At 50.8% G+C, this 24,198-nt stretch carries 24 protein-coding genes and 1 pseudogene; 11 read left to right on the forward strand and 14 right to left on the reverse strand.

The genetic code is table 11. The features are described from left to right. Positions 1–21 precede the first annotated feature (21 nt). Complete coding sequence (locus EP25_RS0120150) at positions 22–876, forward strand: TraB/GumN family protein (protein WP_031435521.1); 855 nt, start codon at positions 22–24, stop codon at positions 874–876. 137 nt (positions 877–1,013) lie between these two features. Beyond that, positions 1,014–1,181 carry a hypothetical protein gene (locus tag EP25_RS23665; RefSeq protein WP_200875061.1) on the forward strand — a complete coding sequence of 56 codons (168 nt, stop codon included), beginning with the start codon at positions 1,014–1,016 and terminating at the stop codon, positions 1,179–1,181. Positions 1,182–1,364: 183 nt separating this feature from the next. On the opposite strand, the gene EP25_RS0120160 is transcribed toward EP25_RS23665, so the two are convergent. The 3 genes from EP25_RS0120160 to nagZ are packed head-to-tail and all read right to left on the reverse strand — an operon-like array spanning position 1,365 to position 3,653. Beyond that, positions 1,365–2,102 (reverse strand): S-methyl-5'-thioinosine phosphorylase, encoded by a 738-nt coding sequence (locus EP25_RS0120160; protein WP_407661380.1) that lies wholly within the window; start codon positions 2,100–2,102, stop codon positions 1,365–1,367. Beyond that, the gene (locus tag EP25_RS0120165) at positions 2,096–2,641 is read right to left on the reverse strand and encodes a hypoxanthine-guanine phosphoribosyltransferase (protein ID WP_031435523.1); all 546 of its coding nucleotides are present in this window, start codon (positions 2,639–2,641) and stop codon (positions 2,096–2,098) included. The genes EP25_RS0120160 and EP25_RS0120165 overlap by 7 nt, the downstream gene beginning before the upstream one ends. Beyond that, positions 2,634–3,653: a beta-N-acetylhexosaminidase gene (gene nagZ / locus EP25_RS0120170; protein WP_031435524.1), complete on the reverse strand. Its 1,020-nt coding sequence runs from the start codon at positions 3,651–3,653 to the stop codon at positions 2,634–2,636. The genes EP25_RS0120165 and nagZ overlap by 8 nt, the downstream gene beginning before the upstream one ends. Positions 3,654–3,800: 147 nt before the next feature. Between nagZ and EP25_RS0120175 the strand changes: the two genes are divergently transcribed. After that, the gene (locus tag EP25_RS0120175; RefSeq protein ID WP_031435525.1) at positions 3,801–4,199 is read left to right on the forward strand and encodes a flagellar basal body-associated FliL family protein; all 399 of its coding nucleotides are present in this window, start codon (positions 3,801–3,803) and stop codon (positions 4,197–4,199) included. On the opposite strand, the gene EP25_RS0120180 is transcribed toward EP25_RS0120175, so the two are convergent. Further along, positions 4,188–4,529: an HIT domain-containing protein gene (locus tag EP25_RS0120180; RefSeq protein WP_031435526.1), complete on the reverse strand. Its 342-nt coding sequence runs from the start codon at positions 4,527–4,529 to the stop codon at positions 4,188–4,190. The genes EP25_RS0120175 and EP25_RS0120180 overlap by 12 nt on opposite strands. A gap of 79 nt (positions 4,530–4,608) precedes the next feature. Between EP25_RS0120180 and tnpA the strand changes: the two are divergent. The 3 genes and pseudogenes from tnpA to EP25_RS0120200 all read left to right on the forward strand — a co-directional run bounded on the left by tnpA (position 4,609) and on the right by EP25_RS0120200 (position 6,599). Further along, positions 4,609–5,040 (forward strand): annotated as a pseudogene (gene tnpA / locus EP25_RS0120185) (IS200/IS605 family transposase). A 273-nt stretch (positions 5,041–5,313) separates the two neighbouring features. Further along, a complete protein-coding gene (locus EP25_RS0120195) occupies positions 5,314–6,360 on the forward strand; it encodes a hypothetical protein (protein WP_031435527.1) in 1,047 nt (348 codons plus the stop codon). Beyond that, the gene (locus tag EP25_RS0120200) at positions 6,357–6,599 is read left to right on the forward strand and encodes a Rho-binding antiterminator (protein ID WP_031435528.1); all 243 of its coding nucleotides are present in this window, start codon (positions 6,357–6,359) and stop codon (positions 6,597–6,599) included. The genes EP25_RS0120195 and EP25_RS0120200 overlap by 4 nt, the downstream gene beginning before the upstream one ends. A 91-nt stretch (positions 6,600–6,690) precedes the next feature. Here the strand turns inward: EP25_RS0120200 and EP25_RS0120205 are convergent, their stop codons facing one another. The 3 genes from EP25_RS0120205 to EP25_RS0120215 are packed head-to-tail and all read right to left on the reverse strand — an operon-like array spanning position 6,691 to position 8,571. Beyond that, positions 6,691–6,897, reverse strand: a complete 207-nt coding sequence (locus tag EP25_RS0120205) for a dodecin (RefSeq protein WP_031435529.1) — start codon at positions 6,895–6,897, stop codon at positions 6,691–6,693. A gap of 10 nt (positions 6,898–6,907) precedes the next feature. Beyond that, positions 6,908–7,573: an N-acetylmuramate alpha-1-phosphate uridylyltransferase MurU gene (gene murU / locus EP25_RS0120210; protein WP_031435530.1), complete on the reverse strand. Its 666-nt coding sequence runs from the start codon at positions 7,571–7,573 to the stop codon at positions 6,908–6,910. Beyond that, positions 7,570–8,571, reverse strand: a complete 1,002-nt coding sequence (locus EP25_RS0120215) for an aminoglycoside phosphotransferase family protein (RefSeq protein WP_031435531.1) — start codon at positions 8,569–8,571, stop codon at positions 7,570–7,572. The genes murU and EP25_RS0120215 overlap by 4 nt, the downstream gene beginning before the upstream one ends. Before the next feature lie 271 nt (positions 8,572–8,842). Between EP25_RS0120215 and EP25_RS0120220 the strand changes: the two genes are divergently transcribed. The 3 genes from EP25_RS0120220 to EP25_RS0120230 are packed head-to-tail and all read left to right on the forward strand — an operon-like array spanning position 8,843 to position 13,107. Beyond that, complete coding sequence (locus EP25_RS0120220; protein WP_327036942.1) at positions 8,843–11,281, forward strand: LPS-assembly protein LptD; 2,439 nt, start codon at positions 8,843–8,845, stop codon at positions 11,279–11,281. 11 nt (positions 11,282–11,292) lie between these two features. Next, positions 11,293–12,579, forward strand: coding sequence for a peptidylprolyl isomerase (locus tag EP25_RS0120225; protein WP_031435533.1), 1,287 nt, complete (start codon positions 11,293–11,295; stop codon positions 12,577–12,579). Positions 12,580–12,588: 9 nt separating this feature from the next. Then, positions 12,589–13,107 carry a DbpA RNA binding domain-containing protein gene (locus EP25_RS0120230; RefSeq protein ID WP_031435534.1) on the forward strand — a complete coding sequence of 173 codons (519 nt, stop codon included), beginning with the start codon at positions 12,589–12,591 and terminating at the stop codon, positions 13,105–13,107. Between the two features lie 32 nt (positions 13,108–13,139). Here the strand turns inward: EP25_RS0120230 and EP25_RS0120235 are convergent, their stop codons facing one another. From EP25_RS0120235 to EP25_RS0120250, 4 genes are read right to left on the reverse strand one after another with little or no spacing between them, the layout of a single operon-like run. Next, positions 13,140–13,778: an MBL fold metallo-hydrolase gene (locus tag EP25_RS0120235; protein ID WP_031435535.1), complete on the reverse strand. Its 639-nt coding sequence runs from the start codon at positions 13,776–13,778 to the stop codon at positions 13,140–13,142. A gap of 12 nt (positions 13,779–13,790) precedes the next feature. Next, positions 13,791–15,233, reverse strand: coding sequence for a dihydrolipoyl dehydrogenase (lpdA, locus tag EP25_RS0120240; RefSeq protein WP_031435536.1), 1,443 nt, complete (start codon positions 15,231–15,233; stop codon positions 13,791–13,793). Positions 15,234–15,240: 7 nt separating this feature from the next. After that, positions 15,241–16,461 (reverse strand): 2-oxoglutarate dehydrogenase complex dihydrolipoyllysine-residue succinyltransferase, encoded by a 1,221-nt coding sequence (gene odhB, locus EP25_RS0120245; RefSeq protein WP_031435537.1) that lies wholly within the window; start codon positions 16,459–16,461, stop codon positions 15,241–15,243. Then, positions 16,451–19,288 carry a 2-oxoglutarate dehydrogenase E1 component gene (locus tag EP25_RS0120250; RefSeq protein ID WP_031435538.1) on the reverse strand — a complete coding sequence of 946 codons (2,838 nt, stop codon included), beginning with the start codon at positions 19,286–19,288 and terminating at the stop codon, positions 16,451–16,453. The genes odhB and EP25_RS0120250 overlap by 11 nt, the downstream gene beginning before the upstream one ends. Positions 19,289–19,428: 140 nt before the next feature. Here EP25_RS0120250 and EP25_RS0120255 point away from each other — a divergent pair, with 140 nt between their 5' ends. Together EP25_RS0120255 and EP25_RS0120260 are read left to right on the forward strand one after the other, a co-directional pair. Beyond that, positions 19,429–20,187 carry a DUF2914 domain-containing protein gene (locus EP25_RS0120255; protein ID WP_160172760.1) on the forward strand — a complete coding sequence of 253 codons (759 nt, stop codon included), beginning with the start codon at positions 19,429–19,431 and terminating at the stop codon, positions 20,185–20,187. A gap of 79 nt (positions 20,188–20,266) precedes the next feature. Continuing rightward, positions 20,267–20,581: an H-NS histone family protein gene (locus EP25_RS0120260; protein WP_031435540.1), complete on the forward strand. Its 315-nt coding sequence runs from the start codon at positions 20,267–20,269 to the stop codon at positions 20,579–20,581. Positions 20,582–20,616: 35 nt separating this feature from the next. On the opposite strand, the gene EP25_RS0120265 is transcribed toward EP25_RS0120260, so the two are convergent. Genes EP25_RS0120265 through recN form a run of 3 tightly spaced genes read right to left on the reverse strand, consistent with a single transcriptional unit; the run spans position 20,617 to position 24,196 of the window. Beyond that, complete coding sequence (locus tag EP25_RS0120265) at positions 20,617–21,501, reverse strand: carbon-nitrogen hydrolase (RefSeq protein ID WP_031435541.1); 885 nt, start codon at positions 21,499–21,501, stop codon at positions 20,617–20,619. Further along, the gene (locus EP25_RS0120270; RefSeq protein WP_031435542.1) at positions 21,498–22,520 is read right to left on the reverse strand and encodes an agmatine deiminase family protein; all 1,023 of its coding nucleotides are present in this window, start codon (positions 22,518–22,520) and stop codon (positions 21,498–21,500) included. The genes EP25_RS0120265 and EP25_RS0120270 overlap by 4 nt, the downstream gene beginning before the upstream one ends. Beyond that, the gene (gene recN, locus EP25_RS0120275; RefSeq protein ID WP_031435543.1) at positions 22,517–24,196 is read right to left on the reverse strand and encodes a DNA repair protein RecN; all 1,680 of its coding nucleotides are present in this window, start codon (positions 24,194–24,196) and stop codon (positions 22,517–22,519) included. Before recN ends, EP25_RS0120270 begins: the two co-directional genes overlap by 4 nt. Between the last annotated feature and the right edge of the window lie 2 nt (positions 24,197–24,198).

The raw sequence follows: 24,198 nt of genomic DNA on the forward strand, positions 1-24,198 counted from the left end.
ATTTACGGGGGGACGATAATGATGCGTGGGTTTATTTTACTATGGTTGCTGTTGCCGCTACAGTGCGCCGCGGAATCAGCCGTGTGGAAGGTCAGCAAGGGGCAATCCGAGCTGTATATTGGCGGGACCATTCATGTTTTGAGCAGACAGGATTATCCGCTGCCGCGAGAGTTTGAACAGGCTTACCGCCAGGCCGAAATATTGGTGTTGGAAACCGATTTGGCGGCGATGGCGAATCCGGAAACGCAGCAACAATTGCTGGGCAAAGTGATGTACCGGAACGAACGCTCATTGAGGGACGATTTGTCGGCAGAGACTTATCGAAAACTGGTTGCCTATGTCGCCAAGACGACGTTATCGCTGGAAATTTTGCAACAGTTCAAACCGCCGATGGCGGCAATGACGTTGACGATGGCCGAGTTACAGCGTTTGGGGATGGCCGATGCAGGCGTCGATAATTATTTTAATGACAGGGCATTGCGCGAGGGCAAGCGCTTGGGGCAATTGGAAACGGTCGAACAACAGATAGACTTGATTGCCAACATGGGCAAGGGACAAGAGGATGAAATGATCTTGAGTACCATCGAGGAACTAGAGCAATTGCCGGCGTTGATGGGAGACATGAAGGCGGCCTGGCGTTCAGGCGACATGCGGCGACTGGAGCGTATCGGCATCGCACCGATGCGGGATGAATTTCCGGAACTGTATCGATCATTATTGGTTTTCCGCAATAATGATTGGTTGCCGAAAATCGAAGCAATGCTGGCGACGCCGCAAGTTGAATTTGTCCTGGTCGGCGCGTTGCATCTTGCCGCCAGGGAAGGGGTGATTCAACAATTACTGGAGCGCGGCTATCGGGTCGAGCAGTTGGAATAATGTATTGTGTCGATACTTAATTGATTAATAAGGAATTTTTTGATCTGGGTCAAAAATAATAACCTTACTTTTTGTACTATATCTAGCGTTGAAGTCAATTCAGCATTTTTCTTACATAACTACAAAAGGTAATAACAATGAGTGAAGTACAAGAAAAAGATAATTTTTGGCTTTATATCATTATCGGCGTTGTCTTCTTTGCGGGCGCGATTTTCATGGTCAAAAATTCAGAAAGCGCGAAATACGATCGAGCCGCTGAATTGATTGCTGAAGACTCCAGTAATTCAGCATATCGAAATAAGTAATCAGTTGTCCTGTTTGTTATGACAACCGATTCGGTACAAGGAAGTACCGGCATTTTCTCTCCCCAATGGCGAGTGAGAATGGATTAAATGCCCCGAAAGGGCATTTGTAAACACACTAGTTCTACCTATCTCCTCTTGACAGGCTGCACCTTGCTTCTTCCGGTGCAGCCTGTCCTCTCGGGACTATCCCGCAATCAGTTTTTTCAATAAATTCATGGTATCCGCCATGCCTTTTTGCAAATGGCGCTCGATTTCGGCCATGGTGATTTCGCCTTCCGTTTTGCCGGCCGCCCAATTGGCGACTACTGCCAACGCCGCGTAATCGATATTCAGCTCCCGCGCCAACGCCGCTTCCGGCATGCCGGTCATGCCGACCACATCGCAACCGTCCCGTTCCAACCGTATGATTTCGGCGCCCGTTTCCAATCGGGGGCCTTGTGTGCAGCCGTAGGTCCCATAATTGATCACTTCGATGCCGGCATTGTCGGCGGCTGCCAACAGTCGTTGCCGCAACGCCGGCGTATACGGTTGGGTAAAGTCGATATGGGTGACTTCTTCCAGGTCGTCGGCAAAAAAAGTGTGTTCCCGTCCGTAGCTATAGTCGATCAATTGGTCGGGCACGGCAATGCGGGAAGGTGCCATTTCATCGCTAATGCCGCCGACGGCCGCGACCGCCACGATCTGGGTGATTCCCAATGCTTGCAAACCCCAGATGTTAGCACGGTAATTGATTTTATGCGGTGGAATCCTATGAGGATTGCCATGGCGTGCCAGAAAGACGACCGACTTACCGTTCAGTTCGCCGTGGATAAAGTCGGCCGAGGCTTGCCCGTAAGGCGTGTCGATTTGTTGCCGGCCGGTGATATGGAGTTCGCTGATTTGAGTCAACCCGGTACCGCCGATGATTGCCAGTGTCATGATGTTTCCTTGCAGGCAAATATACCTGCCGCGTTTCTGAGATAACCTTTGTAATCCATGCCATAGCCGAATAAGTAACGGTCTTCTACTTCCAGGCCGACGAAATCGGCGGTTACCGGTTTGGGGCGGTTTAGTTTCTTGTCGACCAGGACGGCGCTATAGACCGATGGGGCGCCTTGTTCCTGGCAAAATTGGATCAAGGCGTCGAGGGTGTAACCTTCATCGAGGATGTCGTCGACGATCAAGACGGTTCGTCCCTGCAAGGGAGTGACCGGCTTCAGCAACCATTTGATGTCGCCGCCGCTGGTAGCATTGCGGTAGCGGCTGGCGTTAACGGCATCGACGGTCAACGGGAAGTTAAGCCGGGTCAATAATTTGCCGGTGGTGACGATGCCGCCGTTCATCGCGCATAGCAATACCGGATTGCGGTCACCTAAAAACTGGTTGATCTGATCCGCCATTTTGTCGATTGCATGTTCCACCTCTTGCTCGCTGTGCAGCATTTCGGCGGTTTGTTGTACCTGTTTGATTTCGTTAAGCATGAGTCTGGTAAAAGTCAGTAATTTGTTCGGAAACCCGCCGCCATTGCTCCGAGGCCAGCAGTTGTTCGCGGTTCATCAGCGGCTTGCCGCGCATCGCATTCAGCCGGGTATTTCGTTGGGCATCGTTTTTGATCGGAACGCTTTCCAATACCTGTTCGGCCGCCTGCGGATTATTGCATACCAGCAGCATGTCGCAGCCGGCTTGTTGCGCCAAACGGGCGCGTTCGGGGAAGTCTCCGACACTGGCGGCACCCGCCATACTCAGGTCGTCACTGAACACAGCACCATTGAATTTTAATTCATCGCGCAAGATTTGTTGTACCCAAATGGGGGAAAAGCCGGCCGGCAGTTCGTCGACGGCTGGGTAGACCACATGGGCCGGCATCACCGCTTCCAGACCATCGGCGATCAATTGTTTAAATGGCTGCAAGTCATTGTTGCGGATGTCGTCCAGGTTGCGTTGGTCGATTGGTAATGTCAGATGCGAATCCAGTGCGACGGCACCATGGCCGGGGAAATGCTTGCCGGTCGCCGCCATGCCGGCTCTGCGCATGCCGTTACGGAAATTGCCGGCATAACGGCTAGCCAGTCGCCAGTCCCTGGAAAAGGAACGGTCACCGATGATGTCACTGATGCCGCAGTCGACATCGAGCACCGGCGCAAAACTGAAATCGACACCGACCGCGAGGAGTTCCATGGCCATCAACCAGCCGGCCATTTCGGCCAGTTCCGGTTGGAGTTGGTAATGCATAGCGGCCGGCAGGCGGGTGAAGCCCTCTTGAAAACGTTGCACGCGGCCGCCTTCCTGATCGACGGCTATTAAAATATCCCCCGGCCGGCTGCGGCGTATATCCGCGATTAATTCGTTGATTTGGGATGGGTTTTCGTAGTTGCGCGAGAACAGGATAATCGCGCCGGTATTGGGGTGGCGGATTTTTTCCCGATCGTATTCGCTGAGCGATTGTCCTTCGATATCGATCATGATCGGGCCGACGGCTAGTGGTTGAGTCATGGTGGTAAACGAAAAAAATTGGAATATACTGGTTATCGTTTCCGAAAAATTTTAACAAAGGTTAATTCGGCTTGAGCCTTGGCTTACCGGCTGGAATTGCTTATCCCGGGTTTGAAAACCAGCCCGGACATTATATGAGGAAAAACCGTGCGTGTAGTTGTTTTGTTGTTAGCTTTGACGATCTTTACGGGTTTAGCCCATGCCGAGGGAGAAGAACAGCCGGAAAAAATACCGGATATAGCATATCTGGAGATGAAGCCGAAATTTACCGTCAATCTGGCGGAAAGACGCAAATACATGATGGTTAACGTGCAATTGCTGATCGAGGGCGATAAGTACATCGAGAAAGTCAAGAAACACATGCCCTTGCTTCGTCACGAACTCATTATGCTTTACAGCGGCATGTCGGTCGATGACTTACAAACCATGGAGCAGCGCGAGGCATTGCGCTTGAAGACCAAACGCGCTATTACCGATGCGTTGGACAAATATGACAACAGCGACGGTTTCCGCGACGTTTTCTTTACCGAATTTTTAGTCAATTAAAGCATTGTTTAGCGCCTCTCGCAGCTGCGCGGCCATTGCCTTGATTTGTTTCTTGTCATAGGGAAGGGCGTTGGAGTGTCCCCACACCGGCGCCGGCCAGGCCTTGTCGGTACGGTAGCGGACGATATGATGCACATGCAGTTGCGGCACCATGTTGCCGATGGCGGCGATATTCATCTTATCGGCCCGGTAAATTTCAGCCATTTTGCTGCTGAGCAGGCTGGATTCGGTGAGCAATTGTTGTTGGTCTTGCTGGGATAGTTCGTAAATTTCCAGAATGTTTTCTCTCTCCGGCACCAGCAGACACCAGGGATACTGGTTGTCATTCATTAATTATCCATCATAAGGTTTAAACCACCGGCTTTAGCCGGTCAGCTTTAGCTGCGATAATTTGCCCAAGGAGGTGGCGATGGACTATAGATACGGCAGCCATACGGTTTACCAAATTGAGTATCATTTTGTTTGGGTTACGAAGTATCGTTATAAAGTGCTGAAGGATGAAATAGCCGAACGAGTGAGAGACTTGGTGCGGCAGACATGCGAAGCCTTTGAGATACGGATTATCAAAGGTGTCGTGAGCAAAGATCATGTGCACATTTTGGTGAGTGCGCCGCCGACTATGGCCCCAAGCGAAATCATGAGGCGAATCAAGGGACGAACTTCGAGCTATCTGTTCGAAGAGTTCCCGCACTTGAAAAAGCGATATTGGGGTCGACATTTTTGAGCCCGCGGTTATTTTTGCGCCACAGTGGGGCAAATGACTGATGAGATGATAAAGCAATATTTGGAGCATCACTTTGAACCTAATCCAAACGATAATTTCAAGATGGAGCCCGACTAAGACGCGTCGTTTAGTCGACGCGTATCCGGACTTTCAGTCCGTTATTGGAACCCACCCGCTTGAGCGGGTGGTTGTTTAGAACAGACGAGAAAGTTCGAGGCGGCCGATTTCTATGCAATCCTGTTCCAGGCGGGGATGTAATTGAAATGTCATGATAACTCTTGAGTTATAGCGGTTAATACCGTAATAATTAAGTTCGTGTGTTTTAAGGACGTTATCTCTTATTCAAGGTATTTGTCCAGTATAACGATAATAATAAACAAGGGTTGTATCATGTCGGCGCGAAGTTTTTCCATTCAACGGGATATCAACGACAATAAACTGGCGGTTTCCTTTCGTGTGTTGATGGGCCTGTATGCGATTATCCCGATTTGCCTATTGATTAAATGGGTGGATGGCGCGTATTGGGGCGAGTATTTATTGCACCATTTGCCCAGCAGTCCCACCCATTATGTCTTGTTCCAAATTTTGTTCGGCACGCCGCATATTGTCGCTAGTGCCATTCTATTGACCAGTAACCGCGAATACCTGGTTTTTTATAGAACTAAGATATTTGCGATGACGGCATTCATCATCGTCTTTTTCGGCATCGGCAGCTTGTTCATTCCTTACAAGGTGCTGTATATCATTACCGCCTGCTGGACGGTATATCATGTCTTAAAGCAACAACATGGTATCGGCAAGGCGGTTTGCCGCTTGCCGCCTTACGCCTTTTATGTATTGTTATGGCTCAGCGTGGCGGCGGGGATCTTCATCTACATGGGGATTTTCCTGAAAAACAGCCTGGAACCTGAGCAGGCGGAATGGATCAGACGGATTGCGGCGGCCTTGTCGGCCTTGCTGGTGGCTGCTTCGATCGCCTGTCAGCATAAGGTAGGGACCACCTTCGGCAAATTCTTCATGTGGGCCAATACGCTGTTGATCGTCAGTAGTTTTTACCTGTATACCCAGCAGTATTATTTTTTGGCGATCTTGATTCCCCGCCTGGTGCACGACGCGACCGCCTATATCTTTTATGTCACCCATGATTACAACAAACACTATCGGCAACCGCGTAATTGGCTGTATCACGCCGCCGCCCGCTGTAATCTACATGTGTTTGTTGTGTTGCCGCTGCTGTCGTTCGTGTTGACTTTCTTGTTGCAGGCTTATGGGGATGAGCTGGTCAATTGGATCACGAGGACTCTGTTCGATACCGAAATCTACAAGGCAATCACCCTCGGACTGCTGGGATATTTGGCCTTGATGCATTATTACACCGAGGCCTTCGTCTGGGCCGCCGGTTCTCCACTTCGTCAATACATACGCTTCAAACTATGACGCAATTAATCTCCTGTCAGTTACATGACTATATCGAAATCACCTGTCTGTACGGTTACCGTGTTCGCTTGACATTGAAGAACGGTGAAATTGTCGAGGGTAAGGCGGTCGATACGGCGGTTGACGAGGAAAGACGGGAATATTTGCTGATGGATAATGGCTCTCGGGTCGAACTGAATCGATTATCCAGATTGGAAGTGCTTTCCGCGAACCCTGCTTTTAAAACAGTCGATTTTTAGGGTTATAAGAAGGACTTTTCAAAAGAGGGTTAACTGACGGAAAAACCAAGAGGCTTGGTTTAATCAGTGTAACCCTATTCGGCTTTTGCGATTATTCAATGGTAAAGCCGATCTTGATCGTGACCTGCCAATGCGCGACCTTGCCCTCTTCGATATGGCCGCGGGTTTCGATGACTTCAAGCCAGCGCATGTTCTTGATCGTTTTCGAGGCCTTGGCGACGGCGTTTTCGATGGCCTGTTGGATTCCGGCGCTGGAAGAGCCGGTCAATTCGATTTTTTTGTAGACATGGTCAGACATGATGAACTCCTCACTGTTGATAATGATGTTCCAGTTCCCGCAGGCGTTCGGGGGTGCCGATGTCCATCCAGAAACCGGAGTGTTTTTCGCCGCTGATACGGCCGTATAGCATGTGTTTGCGTAATATGGGGCCCAATTTATGCGGTCCCGGCGCGATTCCGACAAAGCAGTCCGGGCGATAAAGACCGATGCCGCTGAATGTTAGTTTTTTAGGGCCGTGTTCCGATAGTTTCCCGTCTTCCGCGATAGAAAAATCGCCGTCGGCGTGATGGGGCGGATTATCGACTAGGACGAGATGGGCCAGATCGAATCGTCTTTGATGTAACGAGGATAACGGAAAATCGCAGGCGATGTCACCATTGACGACCAAAAAAGGGTGTTCTCCCAGCAAGGGTAGCGCCTTGATGATACCTCCGGCGGTTTCCAGCGCGCTGTCGCCTTCATCGGAATAGACGATATTCGCGCTCAGCGCCTGACCGTTGCCGAAATAGTCCCGAATCCGCCGTCCCAGGTGGGCTAGATTGATGACGATTTCCGGATAGCCGGCCGCTACCAGGTTTTCGATGGTGTATTGGATCAGAGGTTTGCCGGCGACCTCGAGCAACGGCTTCGGGGTGGAATCGGTCAAGGGGCGCATGCGTTCACCGCGTCCGGCGGCCAATATCATCGCTTTCATAGCTTGTCCTGATAGACGGGTAAGACGCGTTCGCGCAAAAACCGGGCGAAGTCCGCCAATTCGGGATAAACGCCGCAAACTTGCGTGACATAGTTCATCGTTCGCGGAATGTCGGCCAGATAACCCGGTTTTTGGTCGCGCAAATGCAAACGGGCGAAAATGCCGATGGCTTTCAGGTGTCGTTGCAGCCCCATTAAATCGAACCAGCGGCGGAATCTGTCGATGTCGACACTGATCAAGCCGGCAGCCTGCAAACGTCGGTAATATTGCCGCATCCATTGCTCGACTTGTTGTGGCGGCCAGCTGATATAGCAGTCACGCAGCAGCGATACCAAATCGTAAGTGATTGGGCCGATCACGGCGTCCTGGAAATCGATCACGCCGGGCGAGCGTTCTCCCAAGACCATGAGGTTACGGGAATGAAAGTCGCGGTGGACGCAGACTTGCGGTTGGCTCAAGGCCGACTCGATTAGAAAGGCGTCGAGAAATCCCTTTACCCTTTTCGGCATGGTGACGGCAAGCAGGTCGCCGAGAAACCATTGATAAAAAATATCCAGTTCGCGTTGCAGCAGGGCTTCGTCGTATCGCGGCAGATGAAACTGTTCCAAGCCGGCTTGTGTTTGTAATTTGAACAGGCTGTCGAAAGCACTTTGATACAGCGAGTCCGCGCTTTTCTCGTCCAATCGGTCCAGGAAACATTGGGAACCCAGGTCTTCCAATAACAAAAAGCCTTCGGCCAGATTTTGGCGATAAATGTCGGGCACATGAATATCGGCCTGTTTTAATAAACCGGCGATGCGGATGAACGGTTCGGTGTTTTCCTTGTTCGGCGGTGCGTCCATGACGATATGACGCCCACCGGCATGAATGACGCGAAAATAACGCCGAAAACTGGCATCGTTGGACGCCGGTTCAAAACTTTCAATTTTGAAACGCAACTTTTCGTTGAGCCAGCTTAGAATGGCCTTGGAACGAAGATCCGCTGTCGCCTGGTACATTATTTATAATCGTTCGCTAAACTAAGGTAAAATACACGACTGCATTCTATTCGATTTTCGACTCAATTAGCCACTAACTCCTAACGCATTTATGCATTTCCGTTTATTGTCCGTTTTTTTTCTTTACCTTGTCAGCAAATCGACGATAGCGGAAAACAACATTTGGGATTGCGAAAAAAATAAGGATGGTGAGTGGTCTTGCGTAAGCCAAGGGCAAGCGGAAAAACTTCAGAGTGAACCCGAGCCGTCTCAATCTATTGAAGTTACCCCTTTGGCCGAAACAAAACCCGCGCCAAAAAGAGAAAAACCAAGGCCTGTCTATATCAAACCGCCCAGATCGGTCGCTAAACGGCCGGGCTGGACCTGCCGGGCCAGCGATGAGAACGCCGAGGAAGAAACCTGGAATTGCAGCTTGATAGGCGCGGACCCGAAAGGCAAAGCCAGAGTCGTGGAAAACGAAGCGTATGACAACGCCTGGTTGAAACCGGCTTATGATTATAGCCAGGAGGAAATATTCAAAACCCTGCAATCGCAACTTCCCTACGATCCCTGGCAAAATTGCGGAGGGCCTTCGCCAGCCAGGGAAGTCTCCGGTGTAAACAATGATTTACGCGAGAGCGCGCCGATGGATGTGCATGCCGATTATTCGGAGGTCTTCGACCGGGATATCACCAGTTTTTTCGGGAATGTCGATATCAGGCGGGCCGACCAGCATATCATGGCCGACATGGCCAGTTACGATACCGTTTCCGAAACGATGGATGCCCAAGGCCATGTATTCTACAGCGAGAATGAGCTGTCTCTGTATAGCGATTCGGTGTTATTGAAATTAGCCACCGACGAAGCCAGATTGCGTAACGCGCTATTCATAACGCCGAGCGGCCCGTTCCGCGGTGGGGCCGAAGTGATGTATCGTGACAGCAAGACATTGTCGAGATATGCGGATGCGTCGTTCACCAGTTGCCGGCCCGGTAACCAGGATTGGGTCATTCATGCCGATAGGTTGAAAATGAACCGGGAGACCGGTAAGGCATCGGCCAAGCATGCCTGGCTGGAATTCAAGGGAGTGCCGGTGCTTTATACTCCTTATATTGCGTTTCCTATCGACGATCGCCGCTTGTCCGGTATCTTGCCGCCGAGTTGGGGCAGCACCGAAAAGAACGGCTTTGACGTAGAAGTGCCTTATTATTGGAATATCGCGCCGAATTACGATGTCATTATTACCCCACGGTACATGTCCAAGCGGGGCGGGATGTTGCGTACTCAGTTCCGCTACTTGACGGAACTATCGCGCGGCTCTCTCGGTCTTGAGTATTTACCCTATGACAGTTTGTTGAAGGAATCCCGTTATTCGGCCAGTCTGCAGGCACAGTCCAACTTCACGCACGGTATTACCTCCAATCTGGATCTGAATTACGTGTCCGACGACGATTATTTCAACGACTTGAACAACGCACTCGGTTTTTCCAATACCCGCCATGTCAGAAGTTACGCCGACCTGCAATACAACCAGGATTGGGTGTCGTTTATCGCCAGGATGGAGCATTACCAAACGATCGATAGAACTATCACCGATGCGGATAAACCGTATCAAAAATATCCGCAACTGCAATTGAATCTGAATCATTCGTTCGACGAGTTTCCGCTGGACGTGGCGATGGAAAATCAATACACCTACTTTTATCGTAGCAGTACGGTCAGCGGACAACGCATTAATTTGAAACCGTCTATCAGTGTTCCATTGCAAACCGCCGGGGCGTTTTTCACCCCCAAATTTTCCTTGCAACATACGGATTATATTCTGGAAAACCAGTTGCCCGGCAAAGCCCCGAATATCAGCCGCACCTTGCCTATCGTATCGGTTGACAGCGGCTTGTTTTTCGAACGTGATTTTGAATTTGGCGATACGTCGTATCTCCATACTTTGGAACCGCGCGCTTTTTATTTGTATATACCCTACGAGGATCAAAGCGATATACCGCTCTTCGACACGTCGCAGTACGATTTCAATTTTTACAGTTTGTTCCGGGAGAATCGTTTCAACGGCCCCGATCGGGTCCAGGACGCCAATCAGGTGACGCTGGCATTGACTTCACGTATGGTGGATTCGGTGACTGGGCTGGAGCGCTTGAAATTAAGTGTCGGCGAAATATTTTATTTTCGCGACCGCGAGGTCGTCTTAACGGGAACTAACCCGGAAACCAATCCTTTTTCCAATTTAGTTGTCGAAGCCAGTGGGCAATTGACCAATCATTGGTCTTTTTCCTCGGCGATTCAATGGAATCCCGATGTTAACGATATTACCCGTGGGCAAGGCATGTTGCGTTATCGTAATCAACCGGAGCAGATCATCAATCTCGGCTATCGTTATCGGCGCGACAATCCCAACCTGGAAGCGACCATCATTCAAAGCGATATGTCGTTCCGCTGGCCGCTTTACGATAATTGGTATGCCGTTGGCCGCTGGCAATATTCTTTGAAATATAATCAAACTGTGGAAAGTTTTATTGGTCTAGAAAAAGAAAGTTGTTGTTGGCGTTTTCGTGTTGTTGGCAGACGTTTTGTCAACAATATCAGTCAATCGGTGGAAACCACCGCGCAAAATGCCGTATTCGTGCAATTGGAACTGAAAGGCTTGGGGAGTTTCGGCGATAAGGTCGACGACTTCCTCGAAAGAAATTTGTTTGGCTATCGTAAGCCGGAGTATTAGAGTTAATCGTGATGAAGAGAATCAGTTATCTGACCATTCTGTTGCTGTTGTTGCTTAATAGCTTGAGCGCCGGCGCCCAATTATTGGATCGAATCGTTGCCGTGGTCGAGGACGATGTGATACTCGATCGCGAATTATCCGAGGAAGCTTACGCGATCGCGCAAAAATTACGGGCTAATAATGTTATGGTGCCGCCGAAGTTCGTGCTCAGGAAGCAAGTGCTGGAACGTTTGATTCTCGACAAACTGCAACGGCAAATGGCGGAAAAGTCGGGCATTAGCGTCAGTGACGAGATGCTGCGCGCCTCGGTGGCCGATATTGCCGCCCGCAATAATATGACGGTCGAGCAGTTTCGTAACGAACTGCAAAATCAGGGGATGGACTTTGCCAAGTTTCAGGAAAGTATCCGTAATGAAATTATTATCAATCAATTGCGGGCACGGGAAATCGGTTCCCGCATTAAGGTGACCGATCGGGAGGTGGCGCATTATTTGGAAACACAGGGCAGGGTCGGCCAGGAGAAGATCAAATATCGACTAGGACATATTTTAATCTCTGTTCCGGAAGCCGCTTCGGCAACGGTGATACAAAAAGCCAGCGACAAGGCCCGGCGGGTGGTCAACGAACTGCGGGGCGGCGAGAATTTCAAGCAAATGGCGATGAGTGTTTCGGATAGCGGCAATGCGCTCGGCGGCGGTGACTTAGGGTGGCGAACATTGGGGCAAATTCCGACCCTATTTGTCGATACCGTCAGTAAAATGAGCCGGGGTGAGGTGTCCGATCCTATTCGCAGTCCCAGCGGTTTCCATATCATCAAGATGTTGGAAATGGAGGGCATGGAGAAACATATCGTCACTAAGACCAAGGTCCGCCATATCTTAATTAAAACCAACGAGTTGATCGATGACGAAGAAGCCAAGAAAAGGCTGTTGGCCTTGAAACAACGCATCATGGATGGTGACGATTTTGCCACTTTGGCGAAATCGCATTCCGATGATAAAGGCTCCGCCATCAAGGGCGGCGACCTGGATTGGGTCGGGCCGGGGGCCTTGGTGCCGCCGTTCGAAGCGGCGATGAATAAATTGGTGATCAATGAAATCAGCGACCCGGTACAAACCCAGTTCGGCTGGCATATCATTCAGGTCTTGGACAGAGAGAAGCGGGATAACAGCGTTGAATTCAAGAAAAACCAAGTGCGCGAGGAAATCCGCAACCGTAAGATCGAAGAGGAAACCGAATTATGGCTCAGGCGATTACGAGATGAGGCTTTCGTCGATATCAATCTGGACCGTTTGTAAGGTAGATGAATGCAGGCAAAACACAAAAAAGAAGAAAAATTCAAGAAACGGTTGCAAAAGGTGCTTTGCTCAGAGAATTTGCAGCAGCAACGTGACCTGATTCAACGTATTGCCGCGGAGTTGAAATTGGATATGTTGGATTGCGCCGCCGCTTTGGTTTATCTAAGCCAGCCGAATCTGTATCAATCGGTCAAAAAAACACACTCCGAATGTACGCATAGCTTAAATTTCGAAATACCTCTAAGCGCGCCCAAAAGAAAGAGCGTCCGCTATCGGCTGGAAGTCGGTAGTCGCCATCAAGTCAAGCCCGAGGAAATCAAAGATATATTGGTGGCGGAATCGGGTGTGGACAGAAACAGAATAGGTCGGATCGACATTCGTGATCACTATACCCTCGTCGAACTGCCCGATGGGATGCCGGCCGATATTTTTCAATTATTGGGCGAAGTGGAAATCCGTCGGCAAAAACTGAATATCAAGCGTTTGAAATCGCAACGGAAATTCAGGCGATTTCGTAATCCGGCTTAATGTTGATGAAGGACGAAAGACAGCATGGGCTGTCAGGCAGCTTCGCCAACGAAGGGATTCGAACGCATTTCCTCGCCGAAGGTCGACATCGGGCCGTGGCCGGGGATGAAGGCGACGTCTTCGCCCAGCGGCCATAATTTGTTGCGGATAGAGGCGATCAGGGTGGGAAAATCGCCTTTGGGGAAATCGGTTCTGCCTATCGAACCCTTGAACAGCACATCGCCAACGATGGCGAGTCTGATTTTTGCATTGAAATAAACGATATGGCCCGGCGTATGGCCTGGACAATGGATGACGCGAAGCGTCTCGTTACCCACTTTTACGTGGTCGCCATCGTGTAACCAACGAGTCGGCGCGAAGGTTTCGCACGGAGGAAAACCGAAGGTTTGGCATTGTTCCGCCAGCGCCGCTATCCAAAAATTGTCCTCGAAATGCGGGCCATAAATCGGTAAAGACAGTCTGATCGCCAGTTCCGCGACACCGCCGACGTGGTCGAGATGGCCATGAGTGACCAGAATGGATTGCAATTCAACCTTTTCCTGGTCGACTCGGCGTAAGATTAGGTCGAGGTCTCCGCCGGGGTCGACGACCGCGGCCTGATTGGTTTGTTCGCAAATCAATAAGGAACAGTTTTGTTGATACGGTGTGACAGGAATAATCGAAAATCTCATGTTGTTTTATGGTCACTCAAACGGCATGTGTAATGCCCGATTGGCCAGGGACAAAGCAGCTTCGTGGAGGGTCTCGGAGATGGTCGGGTGGGCGTGAATCGTTCGGGCCAGGTCTTCCGCGCTGGCGGAAAACTCCATCGCTAGTACCGCTTCGGCGATCAGGTCTGAAGCTCTAACTCCGATGATATGCACGCCGAGGATGATATCGGTATCGGCTTGGGTAATGATTTTGACCATGCCTTCGGGGCGTCCCAGCGATTGCGCCCGGGCCGAGGCCCTGAAAGGGAAGCAGCCGACCCGGTAGTTTTCGCCCATGGCTTTCAGGGTTTGCTCGGTCTGGCCGACCCAGGCGATTTCAGGATCGGTATAGACGACATTGGGAATGTAGTCATAGTTGATGGCGCTATGCTTGCCGGCGATCTGCTCGGCGACAAAGACCCCTTCCTCCAGGCCTTTATGGGCCAGCATAGGACCTAGCATGGTTAGGTCGCCTATCGCGTACACTCCCGGAATGTTGGTGCAACAATTTTCATCGACGTGAACGAAACCGTTTTCATCCAGTAACAGGTCGACTTCCGCTGCGGCCAGGTTTTCTGAACTGGGCAATCGGCCCGAAGCGACGATCAGTTTATCCAGCGTAAGATGGTGATTGCCTTCGTGGTCCTGATATTCCAGCTTGATCCGATTGTTTTCAATGCGGGAGGAGACGACGCGGGCGCCAAGGCGGATGTCGAGGCCCTGCCGGCTGCTGAAGAGGAGATAGGCTTCCTGAGCGATTTGCTGATCGGCTGCGGTCAGGAAAGTTTCCTGCGCTTCCAGCATGATGACTTTAGACCCCAGTTTGTTCCAGATACCGGCCATTTCCAGGCCGATTGGACCGGCGCCGATGATGCCGAGTTTTTTCGGCTTTTCCGTCATGTTCAAAGCTTGGGTGGTGTCGATGATCAGTTCGTTGTCGAGCATCGCGCAGGGTAGGCTCATTGGTTTGGAGCCGGTTGCCAGAATGATATTGTTGCCTTCGATGAGATAGCCGGGCTGCTGATCCAATGGTTTGACCTCGACCTGGGAAGCGGACATGAGTTTGCCGTGGGCGTGAATGCAGTCGATTCCGTAATGATCGAAAATGGTTTTGATTTGGCGGCTGATAGTCTCGGTTGTCCGGTTTTTACGGTTCACCATCTTTTTGACATCCAGCTTCAGGTTGTCGAAGCCGATCCCATGCGAACCGCTGTCCTTGACTAGCATGTGATAGATTTTCGCCGACTCCAGCAGGGCCATCGACGACAGGCAACCGGCATTGATGAAAGTGCCGCCTAGACTGGCGGAATCTTTATGATTGCGCCAGTTGTCGATACAGGCCGTTTTCAGACCGAGTTGGGCGCAGCGGATGGCGGCCGCATAACCGGCCGGTCCGGCTCCGATGACAATTACATCATAACTGGCTATAGAAGACATAGGCATGCTAAATATTCAGTAATAAATGGGCGGGAGACTCCAAGCATTCCTTGATGGTTCCCAGAAATTGCACCGCCTCCTTGCCATCGACCAAACGATGGTCATAAGACAGGGCAAGGTACATGATCGGCCGTATCACTATTTCGCCATTTTCGACTACCGGACGTTCCTTGATGGCATGCATTCCCAAAATCGCGCACTGCGGCGGATTCAGAATCGGCGTCGACAACATCGAGCCGAAAATACCGCCGTTGGTAATGGTAAACGTGCCGCCGGTGAGGTCTTCGACGGTCAGCGATCCTGCTTTGGCTTTATTGCCGTAATCGGCGATGCTTTTTTCGATTCCGGCAAAATCCAGCTGGTCGGCATCGCGCACAACCGGAACGATCAGGCCGCGGGGCGTGGAAACGGCGATGCCGATATCGTAATAGCCATGGTAAATGATGTCATTATCGTCGATCGAGGCGTTTACCGCCGGGAAATGCTTGAGCGCTTCGATGGAGGCCTTAACGAAGAACGACATGAAGCCGAGTTTAACGTTATGCTTTTGTTCGAAACGCGTCTTATATTGTTGTCTTAGGTCGATGACGGCCTGCATGTTGACCTCATTGAAGGTGGTCAGCATGGCGGCGTTTTGTTGAGCCTGCAGCAACCGTTCGGCAATTTTGGCGCGCAGCCGTGTCATCGGGACCCGTTGTTCCGGACGCAGGCTGGAAGCGCTAACCGAGGAAAAATTGTTTTCTTCGTCGACAATCGGTTGTTCCTTGTATTCTTCTTTTCTCTCCGCTTTGCGATCGGCTTTTTGTTGTTTTTCCAGATAAGCCAGAACGTCGGTTTTCAGAATACGGCCGTGTTTGCCGGAACCTAAGATGGCATGCGGGTCGAGTTGGTTTTCATTGATCAAGCGGCGCACGGCCGGACTCAGCGGAATATCCTCGCCTTGCACCTCTTCTTCGGCACCGCCTTCTTCCGCTTCGGTTTCCACCACCTCCTTTTCTTCCATTAACGCTAGAACTTCTCCGCCGACTACCGTCGAACCGTTGGTCTTCAGTATCTTGCTTAACACACCGGAAATGGGAGCGGGAACTTCCAGCACGACTTTGTCGGTTTCCAGGTCGACTAGGTTGTCGTCTTTGTTGACGAGGTCGCCGGGTTGTTTGTGCCAGCTGACCAGAGTGGCGTCTGAGACTGATTCGGGAAGGTCCGGGACCAGAATTTCAAAGCTCATTATTATTTCCTTCGGATTGTCCGTATAAAGCTGCGTGTACGACGGCGCGTTGTTCTTTGATATGGGTTCTGAAATTGCCGACAGCAGGCGCGGCGGAAGGAGGCCTTCCGGCATAGATTATGGTGATGTCTTTCGTCAGGTTGTTGTAGAAATGGTGTTTGCTCTGATACCAGGCACCCTGGTTCTTCGGTTCTTCCTGACACCAGACGATGCTTTCCACGTTTGGATATTTTTTCAATTGCTTTCTGAATAACACATCGGGAAACGGATAGAGTTGTTCGATGCGGATGATGGCGACATGTTTCAACTCATCCTGGCGGCGTACTTCCACCAAGTCGTAATAGATCTTGCCCGAACACAAGATCAAACGACTGACCTCCTTGGGATCGATATCATCCTGTTCGCCGATGACCGGTAAAAACCGTCCGCTGGTCAGATCCTCCAGCGTGGAGATCGCCAGTTTGTGCCGGAGCAGGCTTTTCGGGCTCATGATGATCAAAGGCTTGCGGAATTGCCTGATCAACTGGCGCCTGAGCAGATGGAATATTTGCGCCGGCGTGGTTGGATAGCAAACCTGGATATTATGATCGGCGCACAGTTGCAGGAAGCGTTCCAAACGGGCGGAAGAATGTTCCGGTCCCTGGCCCTCGAAGCCATGGGGCAGCAACATCACCAGGCCGCTGAGACGGCCCCATTTGGTTTCGCCGGAACTGATGAATTGGTCGATGACGACCTGGGCGCCGTTGGCGAAATCGCCGAATTGAGCCTCCCAGATCACCAATTTGTTCGGTTCGGTCGAACTGTAACCATACTCGAAACCGAGCACGCCGGCCTCGGATAGCAAGGAATCGAAGATTTGCGCCCTGGCCTGGTGTTTATCGAGATGTTGTAGCGGGATATAAGGTTCGCCATTGAGTTGGTTGTAGATGATGGCATGGCGATGGGAAAAAGTGCCGCGACCGACATCCTGCCCGGTCAGGCGTACTTCAAAATTTTCCAGCAGCAGGGTCGCGTAAGCCAGGTTTTCGGCGAAGCCCCAGTCCAGCGGTAATGCGCCCGCGGCCATTTTATTGCGGTTTTCCATGACCTTGGCGACGCGCGGATGCAATTCGAATCCCGCCGGCAGGCATTGCATCCTGTCGTTGCAATAGCGGATGCGTTCCAAAGCGACGCGGGTATCCGCCGGGCTGTCCCAATTCGCATGCAGGAAAATATCCCATTGCCTGGAATAAGAATACAGTTCGCTGCCGAGGGTCGGGCGGGAGACGACCTGGCCCTCGTCCAACATCTGTTGATAGTCGGTTTCCATCGCCTGGGCTTCTTTTTCGTGCAGGATGCCGGCCTTGATCAGCTTATCCGCATATATTTGCCGGGTGGTCGGGTGATGCTTGATCTGTTTGTACATCATCGGCTGGGTGGCGGCCGGTTCATCGGCTTCGTTATGCCCTAGGCGGCGGTAACATATCAGATCGATCACAACATCCTTGTGGAACTGCATGCGGTATTCCAACGCTAATTGGGTGACATACAGCACCGCCTCGGGATCATCGCCATTGACATGGAAAACCGGTGCTTGAATCATGTTGGCGACATCGGTGCAATACAGGGTGGAACGGGCGTCGAAAGGATTGCTGGTGGTAAAGCCGATTTGGTTGTTGATGACGATATGCACGGTGCCACCGGTGGAAAAGGCCCGCGTTTCCGACATGTTCAACGTTTCCATGACGATTCCCTGGCCTGCGAAAGCGGCGTCGCCGTGGATCAGCACCGGTATCACGGTGTCGATACTGCCCTTGCCGCGCCTATCCTGGCGGGCCTTGACCGAACCTTCAACCACTGGATTGATAATTTCCAGGTGCGAGGGGTTGAAGGCCAGCGTCACGTGTATGGGCCCGCCCGGCGTGGCCAGGTTGGAGGAAAAACCCAAATGGTATTTGACGTCGCCGGTTAGCACGCCGGGGGAAGAAACGTGGGTGCCTTCGAATTCGCCGAATAAAGCGGCCGGGCTTTTGCCCAGGATATTCACCAAGACATTGAGGCGGCCGCGGTGGGCCATACCGATGACGACTTCTTTTACGTGTTTTTCGCCGGACCTTTGGATGAGTTCGTCGAGAATCGGAATCAGGCTTTCGCCGCCCTCCAGGGAAAAGCGTTTTTGGCCGACGTATTTACGATGCAGGTGTTTTTCGATGCCTTCCGCCGCGATCAATAATTTGAGCGTCCAACGCTGCTTTTCGGGGTTGTCGGCCAGGCCTGGCCGGGTGCTTTCCAGTTTAGTCTTGATCCAGCGTTTCGACTCGGTATCAACGATGTGCATGTATTCGGTGCCGATACTGCCGCAATAAATTCCCTTGAGGATTTTGATGATCTCTCTCAGCGGCAGGCGGTCGAAGCCGTACAGGGTGCCGGCATCGAACAAGGTGTCCATGTCGGGCTCGGCCAGGCCGTAATAGGCTGGTTCCAGGTCGGCGGGAATCGCTTCATGCTTGCCTAACGGATTGTTGGCGGCAATCTGATGGCCACGTACCCGGTAATGATTGATCAGTCTGGCTACTGCAGATTGTTTCTTGACGCTTTCCTCGGTAAAACCTTGTAATTTGGCTAAACGTCCGGGCGAGGAGATGGCCAGCTGCTCGAAACGTTCGACAATCGGGCTATGGGGAATGTCGATTTTTTCCTTGTCTTGCATTTTCCGGAACCGTTGTCGCCAGCTTTCCGGAACCGAGTCGGGATTTTCCAGAAATTGCTCATAGAGCTCCTCTATATAAACGGCATTATTGCCGTAAAGTGCTGATGACTCTCGAAACAATTTAAGAAGGTTGCTCATGTGAAGTTCCTGTTTTCAGCAAGTCTAAGCCGTATCTTAGGGCTAAAATGCTATATTACCAAGTCGAATCAACGGATAATATGAAAATTTATCGTTCCGCACGGAACGAGGGGATGAAGCCATCCATTTCAGGAAACGTTATGACAGAAAATAAAGTAGTAATAAAGATCAATTACGATAAATCCAAACAGAAAAAGCAGTCCGAGCCCCAACCTCATATGGTAACTGAGTGGCATCTCGGCAGAATAATCTTAGCCTTGGTATTGATAGTGTCGATGGGAGGACTGTTAACCTATTGGTTACTGAGTCCTGTTCCGGTTGAACAAAAAACACTCTCGCAACCGGTATTGGCAAAAAATGAGCACATAAAAAAAGCAAATAAAGAAAGCCAGCAAAACACCATTTCAAATAAGAAAGTTGTTAAGGAAAATAAAGCGGTTAATGGTATTAACGAAAAACAACAAAGCCAAAATCCGACAAAACCGGTCACGGTTAACGAAACCGAGCAAAGTTCGGTTAAGCAGGTAAATAAAAAAGAAACTCAAAGCACCGTAGTGCCGTTAATAAAGGATGAGAGAATATCCCGGTTAATATTGGCAAAAGCATTAAATAACAAAGAACCGGTCGGTGAGGTGTCGTTGCCTATTCTTGCCGATAAGAACAGGGCGATAGGCGTTTTCTTTTTTACCGAAATTAATAACATGAAAGGTGAGGTTTTATTTCATCATTGGTTGCGGAACGATAAGTCGGTATTTAAGAGAAAGATACATATATTAGGTAATCGTTGGCGTGCGGTGACTAGTAAATTGATTACATATTCTGGGAAAGGCCACTGGGTTGTAATGTTAACTGATATAAAAGGCAATATTCTTGGCGAAATTGAGTTTGATGTTATCTGAAAGGTTCAGTTATAGGGTTTTTATTATTATTAAATAATGTTATACTTCTGCGGTATTTTTTATTGTTAAGAGGATAATTATGACCGAGTATATGAATCTTTCTGAATCAGAATTACAGAGCGTTATTCAAAATGCCGAAAAAGCATTAAAAGAAAAACAGGCGAGTAAGCGGAAAGAGGTCATTGCACAAATCAAGGAATTGGCTGCTTCGATCGGAGTCAGCGTAGATATCAAAGAAGAGGATGGCAGGTCGTCTCGTAAAGGCAGCAAGGTGGCGCCAAAATACCGCAATCCGAACAACCCCGCCGAGACCTGGACCGGTAGAGGGGTGGCTCCGAAATGGATGCAAGCCCTGATCGATGCAGGTCACGACAAGTCTGAGTTCTTGATCTGACAATGCAATCAAAGGCAGGGCAACCTGCCTTTGTATCAATCGATAAAACGCCGGCTTAAATCGGCAAACTCATCGATCCTGCGGTCTCGCAGAAAAGGCCAGATATTTCTGACCGCCGTGCTTCTTTCCATATCCAAATCGTAAATTAATATCGTATCCTGTTTGTCGTCGGCATCGCTTAGTATTTCGCCTTGAGGCCCCGCGATAAAACTATACCCCCAAAATTCGATGCCGCCATTATTATCCGGCGAAGGTTCGAATCCGATACGGTTACAGGAAATAACAGGCAAACCATTAGCCACCGCATGGCCTCGTTGCACGGTAATCCAGGCATTTTTCTGCCGCTGTTTTTCCTCATTACTATCGTTAGAATCCCAACCGATGGCGGTCGGGTATATTAATATCTCTGCGCCCGCCAGCGCCATTAAGCGTGCGGCTTCCGGGTACCATTGATCCCAGCAGATTAATACGCCTAATTTACCGATGGAGGTATTAATCGGCTTGAAACCCAAATCCCCCGGCGTGAAATAGAATTTTTCGTAATAACCGGGATCATCGGGAATATGCATCTTGCGGTATTTACCGGCAATATCGCCGTCCTTATCGAATACCACGGCGGTATTGTGATATAAACCGGGAGCGCGTTGCTCGAATATTGTCGAGACAATAACAATACTATTGTCTTTGGCGACCCGACTTAATATTTCCGTGGTCGGTCCGGGAATAGGCTGGGCCTGTTTAAATACCTCGGTATCTTCGGTTTGACAGAAATAAGGACCTAAATGCAATTCCGGTAATACCGCCAGGTCAACGCCTTGTTCGGCCGCTTGCGTAATTTGTTGAATCGAATAATTCAGATTGGATTCACGGTCCAATCCGCAAGGTTGCTGAATGGCGGCGACTTTCAATCGTTTACTCATAGTTTTAAATCCACGGTGGCCGGAAATTGCATGGTCATGCAATGCAAACTTCCGTATTGATGAATAATGGGGCGGCAAGGAGTGGCGATGATTTCCCGATCGGGGAAACATTCGCTTAGCCTGTCCAGTGCCACTTGGTCCATCGGGTCGTCGTAAACCGGCACCATCACCGCGTCGTTGATGATAAGAAAGTTGACGTAGTTACCGGGCAGGCGTTGACTGCTCGGATCAAAAATGGCTTGCGGTAGCGGTAAAGGAACCAGCTTATAGGCCTGACCTGAGGTGGTCCGAAAGGTCTTGAGCTGTGCTTCCATTTGTTTCAATTCGTCATAATGCGGATCTTTCCTGTCGCTGCATGCGGTGTAGGCGATGGTATCCGCACTGCAGAAGCGGGCCAGGGTGTCGATATGGGCGTCGGTGTCGTCACCGGCCAGATTGCTTTGTTCCACCCATAAAATGCGTTCCGCGCCTAGCTGTTTTTCCAGTTGTCTGGTAATGGCGTGTTGATTAAACTCGGGGTTGCGGTTTGGGTTCAGCAGGCAGTTGGCGGTGGTCAGCAAGGTGCCTCGGCCGTCCGATTCAAGACTGCCGCCTTCCAGTACGAAGTCGATGTCGCGGTAAGGAAGGCCGGCAAAAACAGCGTGCCGCAACAAAGTCTTGTTCAACGCATTGTCGGCGCCATGTTCGTATTTGTTACCCCAGCCGTTGAAACGGAAGTTGAGCAATTCGGCTTGGCCGTTGTTTTCGACCGTCAGGAAAACGGTATCGCGCAGCCAGATATCGTTATAGTCGGCCTGAATGAAACGGATTTTATCGCTGCTATCCAATTGTGCTTCGATGCGCTGTTGATGCTCGTCGTTCTTGCAAACGATCAATAGCGGCTGAAAACGAGCGATGGTTGCGGCGATGAAGCGGTAACTATCTTCCACCGCTGTCAGATTGGTGAAATCGCCACTTGGGTGTGGCCAGGCGATAACGACGGCGGATTGGGCTTCCCATTCGGCTGGAAAACGGATCATTGAATAGAGTCTCCTGAGTTAAGCATTTCCCGGGCATGGGCCAGGGTTTTTTCGGTGAGTTTGACGCCGCCCAACATGCGGGCGATCTCGCTGATGCGTTCGTCCTCGCTCAATGATCTGACCGTGGATGACGTCATGTTCTTGTTATTGTTCTTGGCGACGAAGAGATGATGATGCGCCTGGGCCGCGACTTGCGGTAAATGGGTCACACACATGACCTGGCGGTTTTCGCTCAGGCTACGCATTTTCTGGCCTACGATTTCGGCGATCCCGCCACCGATACCGGAATCGACTTCGTCGAAAATCATCGTCGGCGTGGTCTTGTCGGTGCTGGTGGTGACCTGTATGGCCAGGCTGATGCGCGATAGTTCGCCGCCGGAGGCCACTTTGGCCAGCGGCTTGGCCGGCAATCCCGGATTTGCGCTGACCAAAAATTCGATCCGGTCGTTGCCGTTCAACGTCGGTTTGGCGTTTTCCTCGTAATCGACGGTGACGATAAATTCGCCGTGCGGCATGCCTAAATCGCGGATCATCGCGGAAATCCGGTCGGACAATTGTTGACCGTATTGTTGGCGTCGCCGGCTCAATTTTTCGGCCTGTTGGCGATATTTCTGCAGCAATTGCTCGCACTGTTGTTGTAATGCTTCGATGCGCTCGTCGCTGTGGGTTAGATTGTTCAGCTCTTGCTCCATCTGTAAGGCAGTTTCGGGCAAGGCTTCCGGTTCGCAGTGATGTTTTCGGGTCAGATTATGGACAATGCCGATTTCCTCATCCAGCCAATTCAGGCGTTGCGGGTCGGCCTCCTGCGATTCCAGATAACGGCGCAGCTGATGCGAAGCCTCGTCGATCTGAATCTGTGCTCCGTTCAACTGTTCGGCGATGGCACCGAGATCGGAAGAGTATCGGCTGAGATCGGTCAAGGCCTGAATGCTGTGGTTCAGCATTTGATTAACCGACTGCTGTTCATTCTCATAAAGAATATCCAGTTGTTGTTGCCCTACGTTTAGGATCTGGCCGAGATTGGCCAGGGTGTTGTGCTCTTCGGCCAGCGCCGGGTAATCGAAATGGTCCAGATCGAGGTGGCGGAGCTCTTCCAATTGGTAGCTTAGTAATTCCTCTCGTTCGTTCCGGTCGTCGCGGGACTTCAGCAGTTTATCGAGCTCTCGTCTGCTTTGGTTCCAGCTTCGGTAGACGGCGTTCAATTCATCCAGCATGTTGTCGTTGGCGGCAAAGCCGTCCAACAGGCGCCGTTGTTCCTCGCCGTTCAGCAAGGTCAGGTGGGCGTGTTGGCCGTGAATCTCCACTAATTGGCGGCTAAGGTCTTGCAACGTTTGCAGGGTGACCGGGCGATTGTTGATATAAGCCTTGGAACGGCCGTCTTGATTGATGACGCGTCGAATCAGGCAATGCTGCTCGTCATCCAATTCGTTTTCTTGCAGCCAGTTTTGCGCCGCTGGCGCATCATGCAGATCGAATTCGATATTGATTTCGGCGCGCTTGCAATTGGGGCGAATATAACCGGAATCGGCACGGTCGCCCAAAGCCAAGCCCAACGCGGTCAGCAAGATGGATTTTCCGGCTCCGGTTTCGCCGGTCAACACCGACATGCCGGGCTCAAGATCGAGGTCTAATTGGTCGACGACGGCGAGATCGCTGATAGTGATATTAACTAGCATGA

Source organism: Methylomarinum vadi, from assembly GCF_000733935.1.
Lineage (GTDB): Bacteria > Pseudomonadota > Gammaproteobacteria > Methylococcales > Methylomonadaceae > Methylomarinum > Methylomarinum vadi.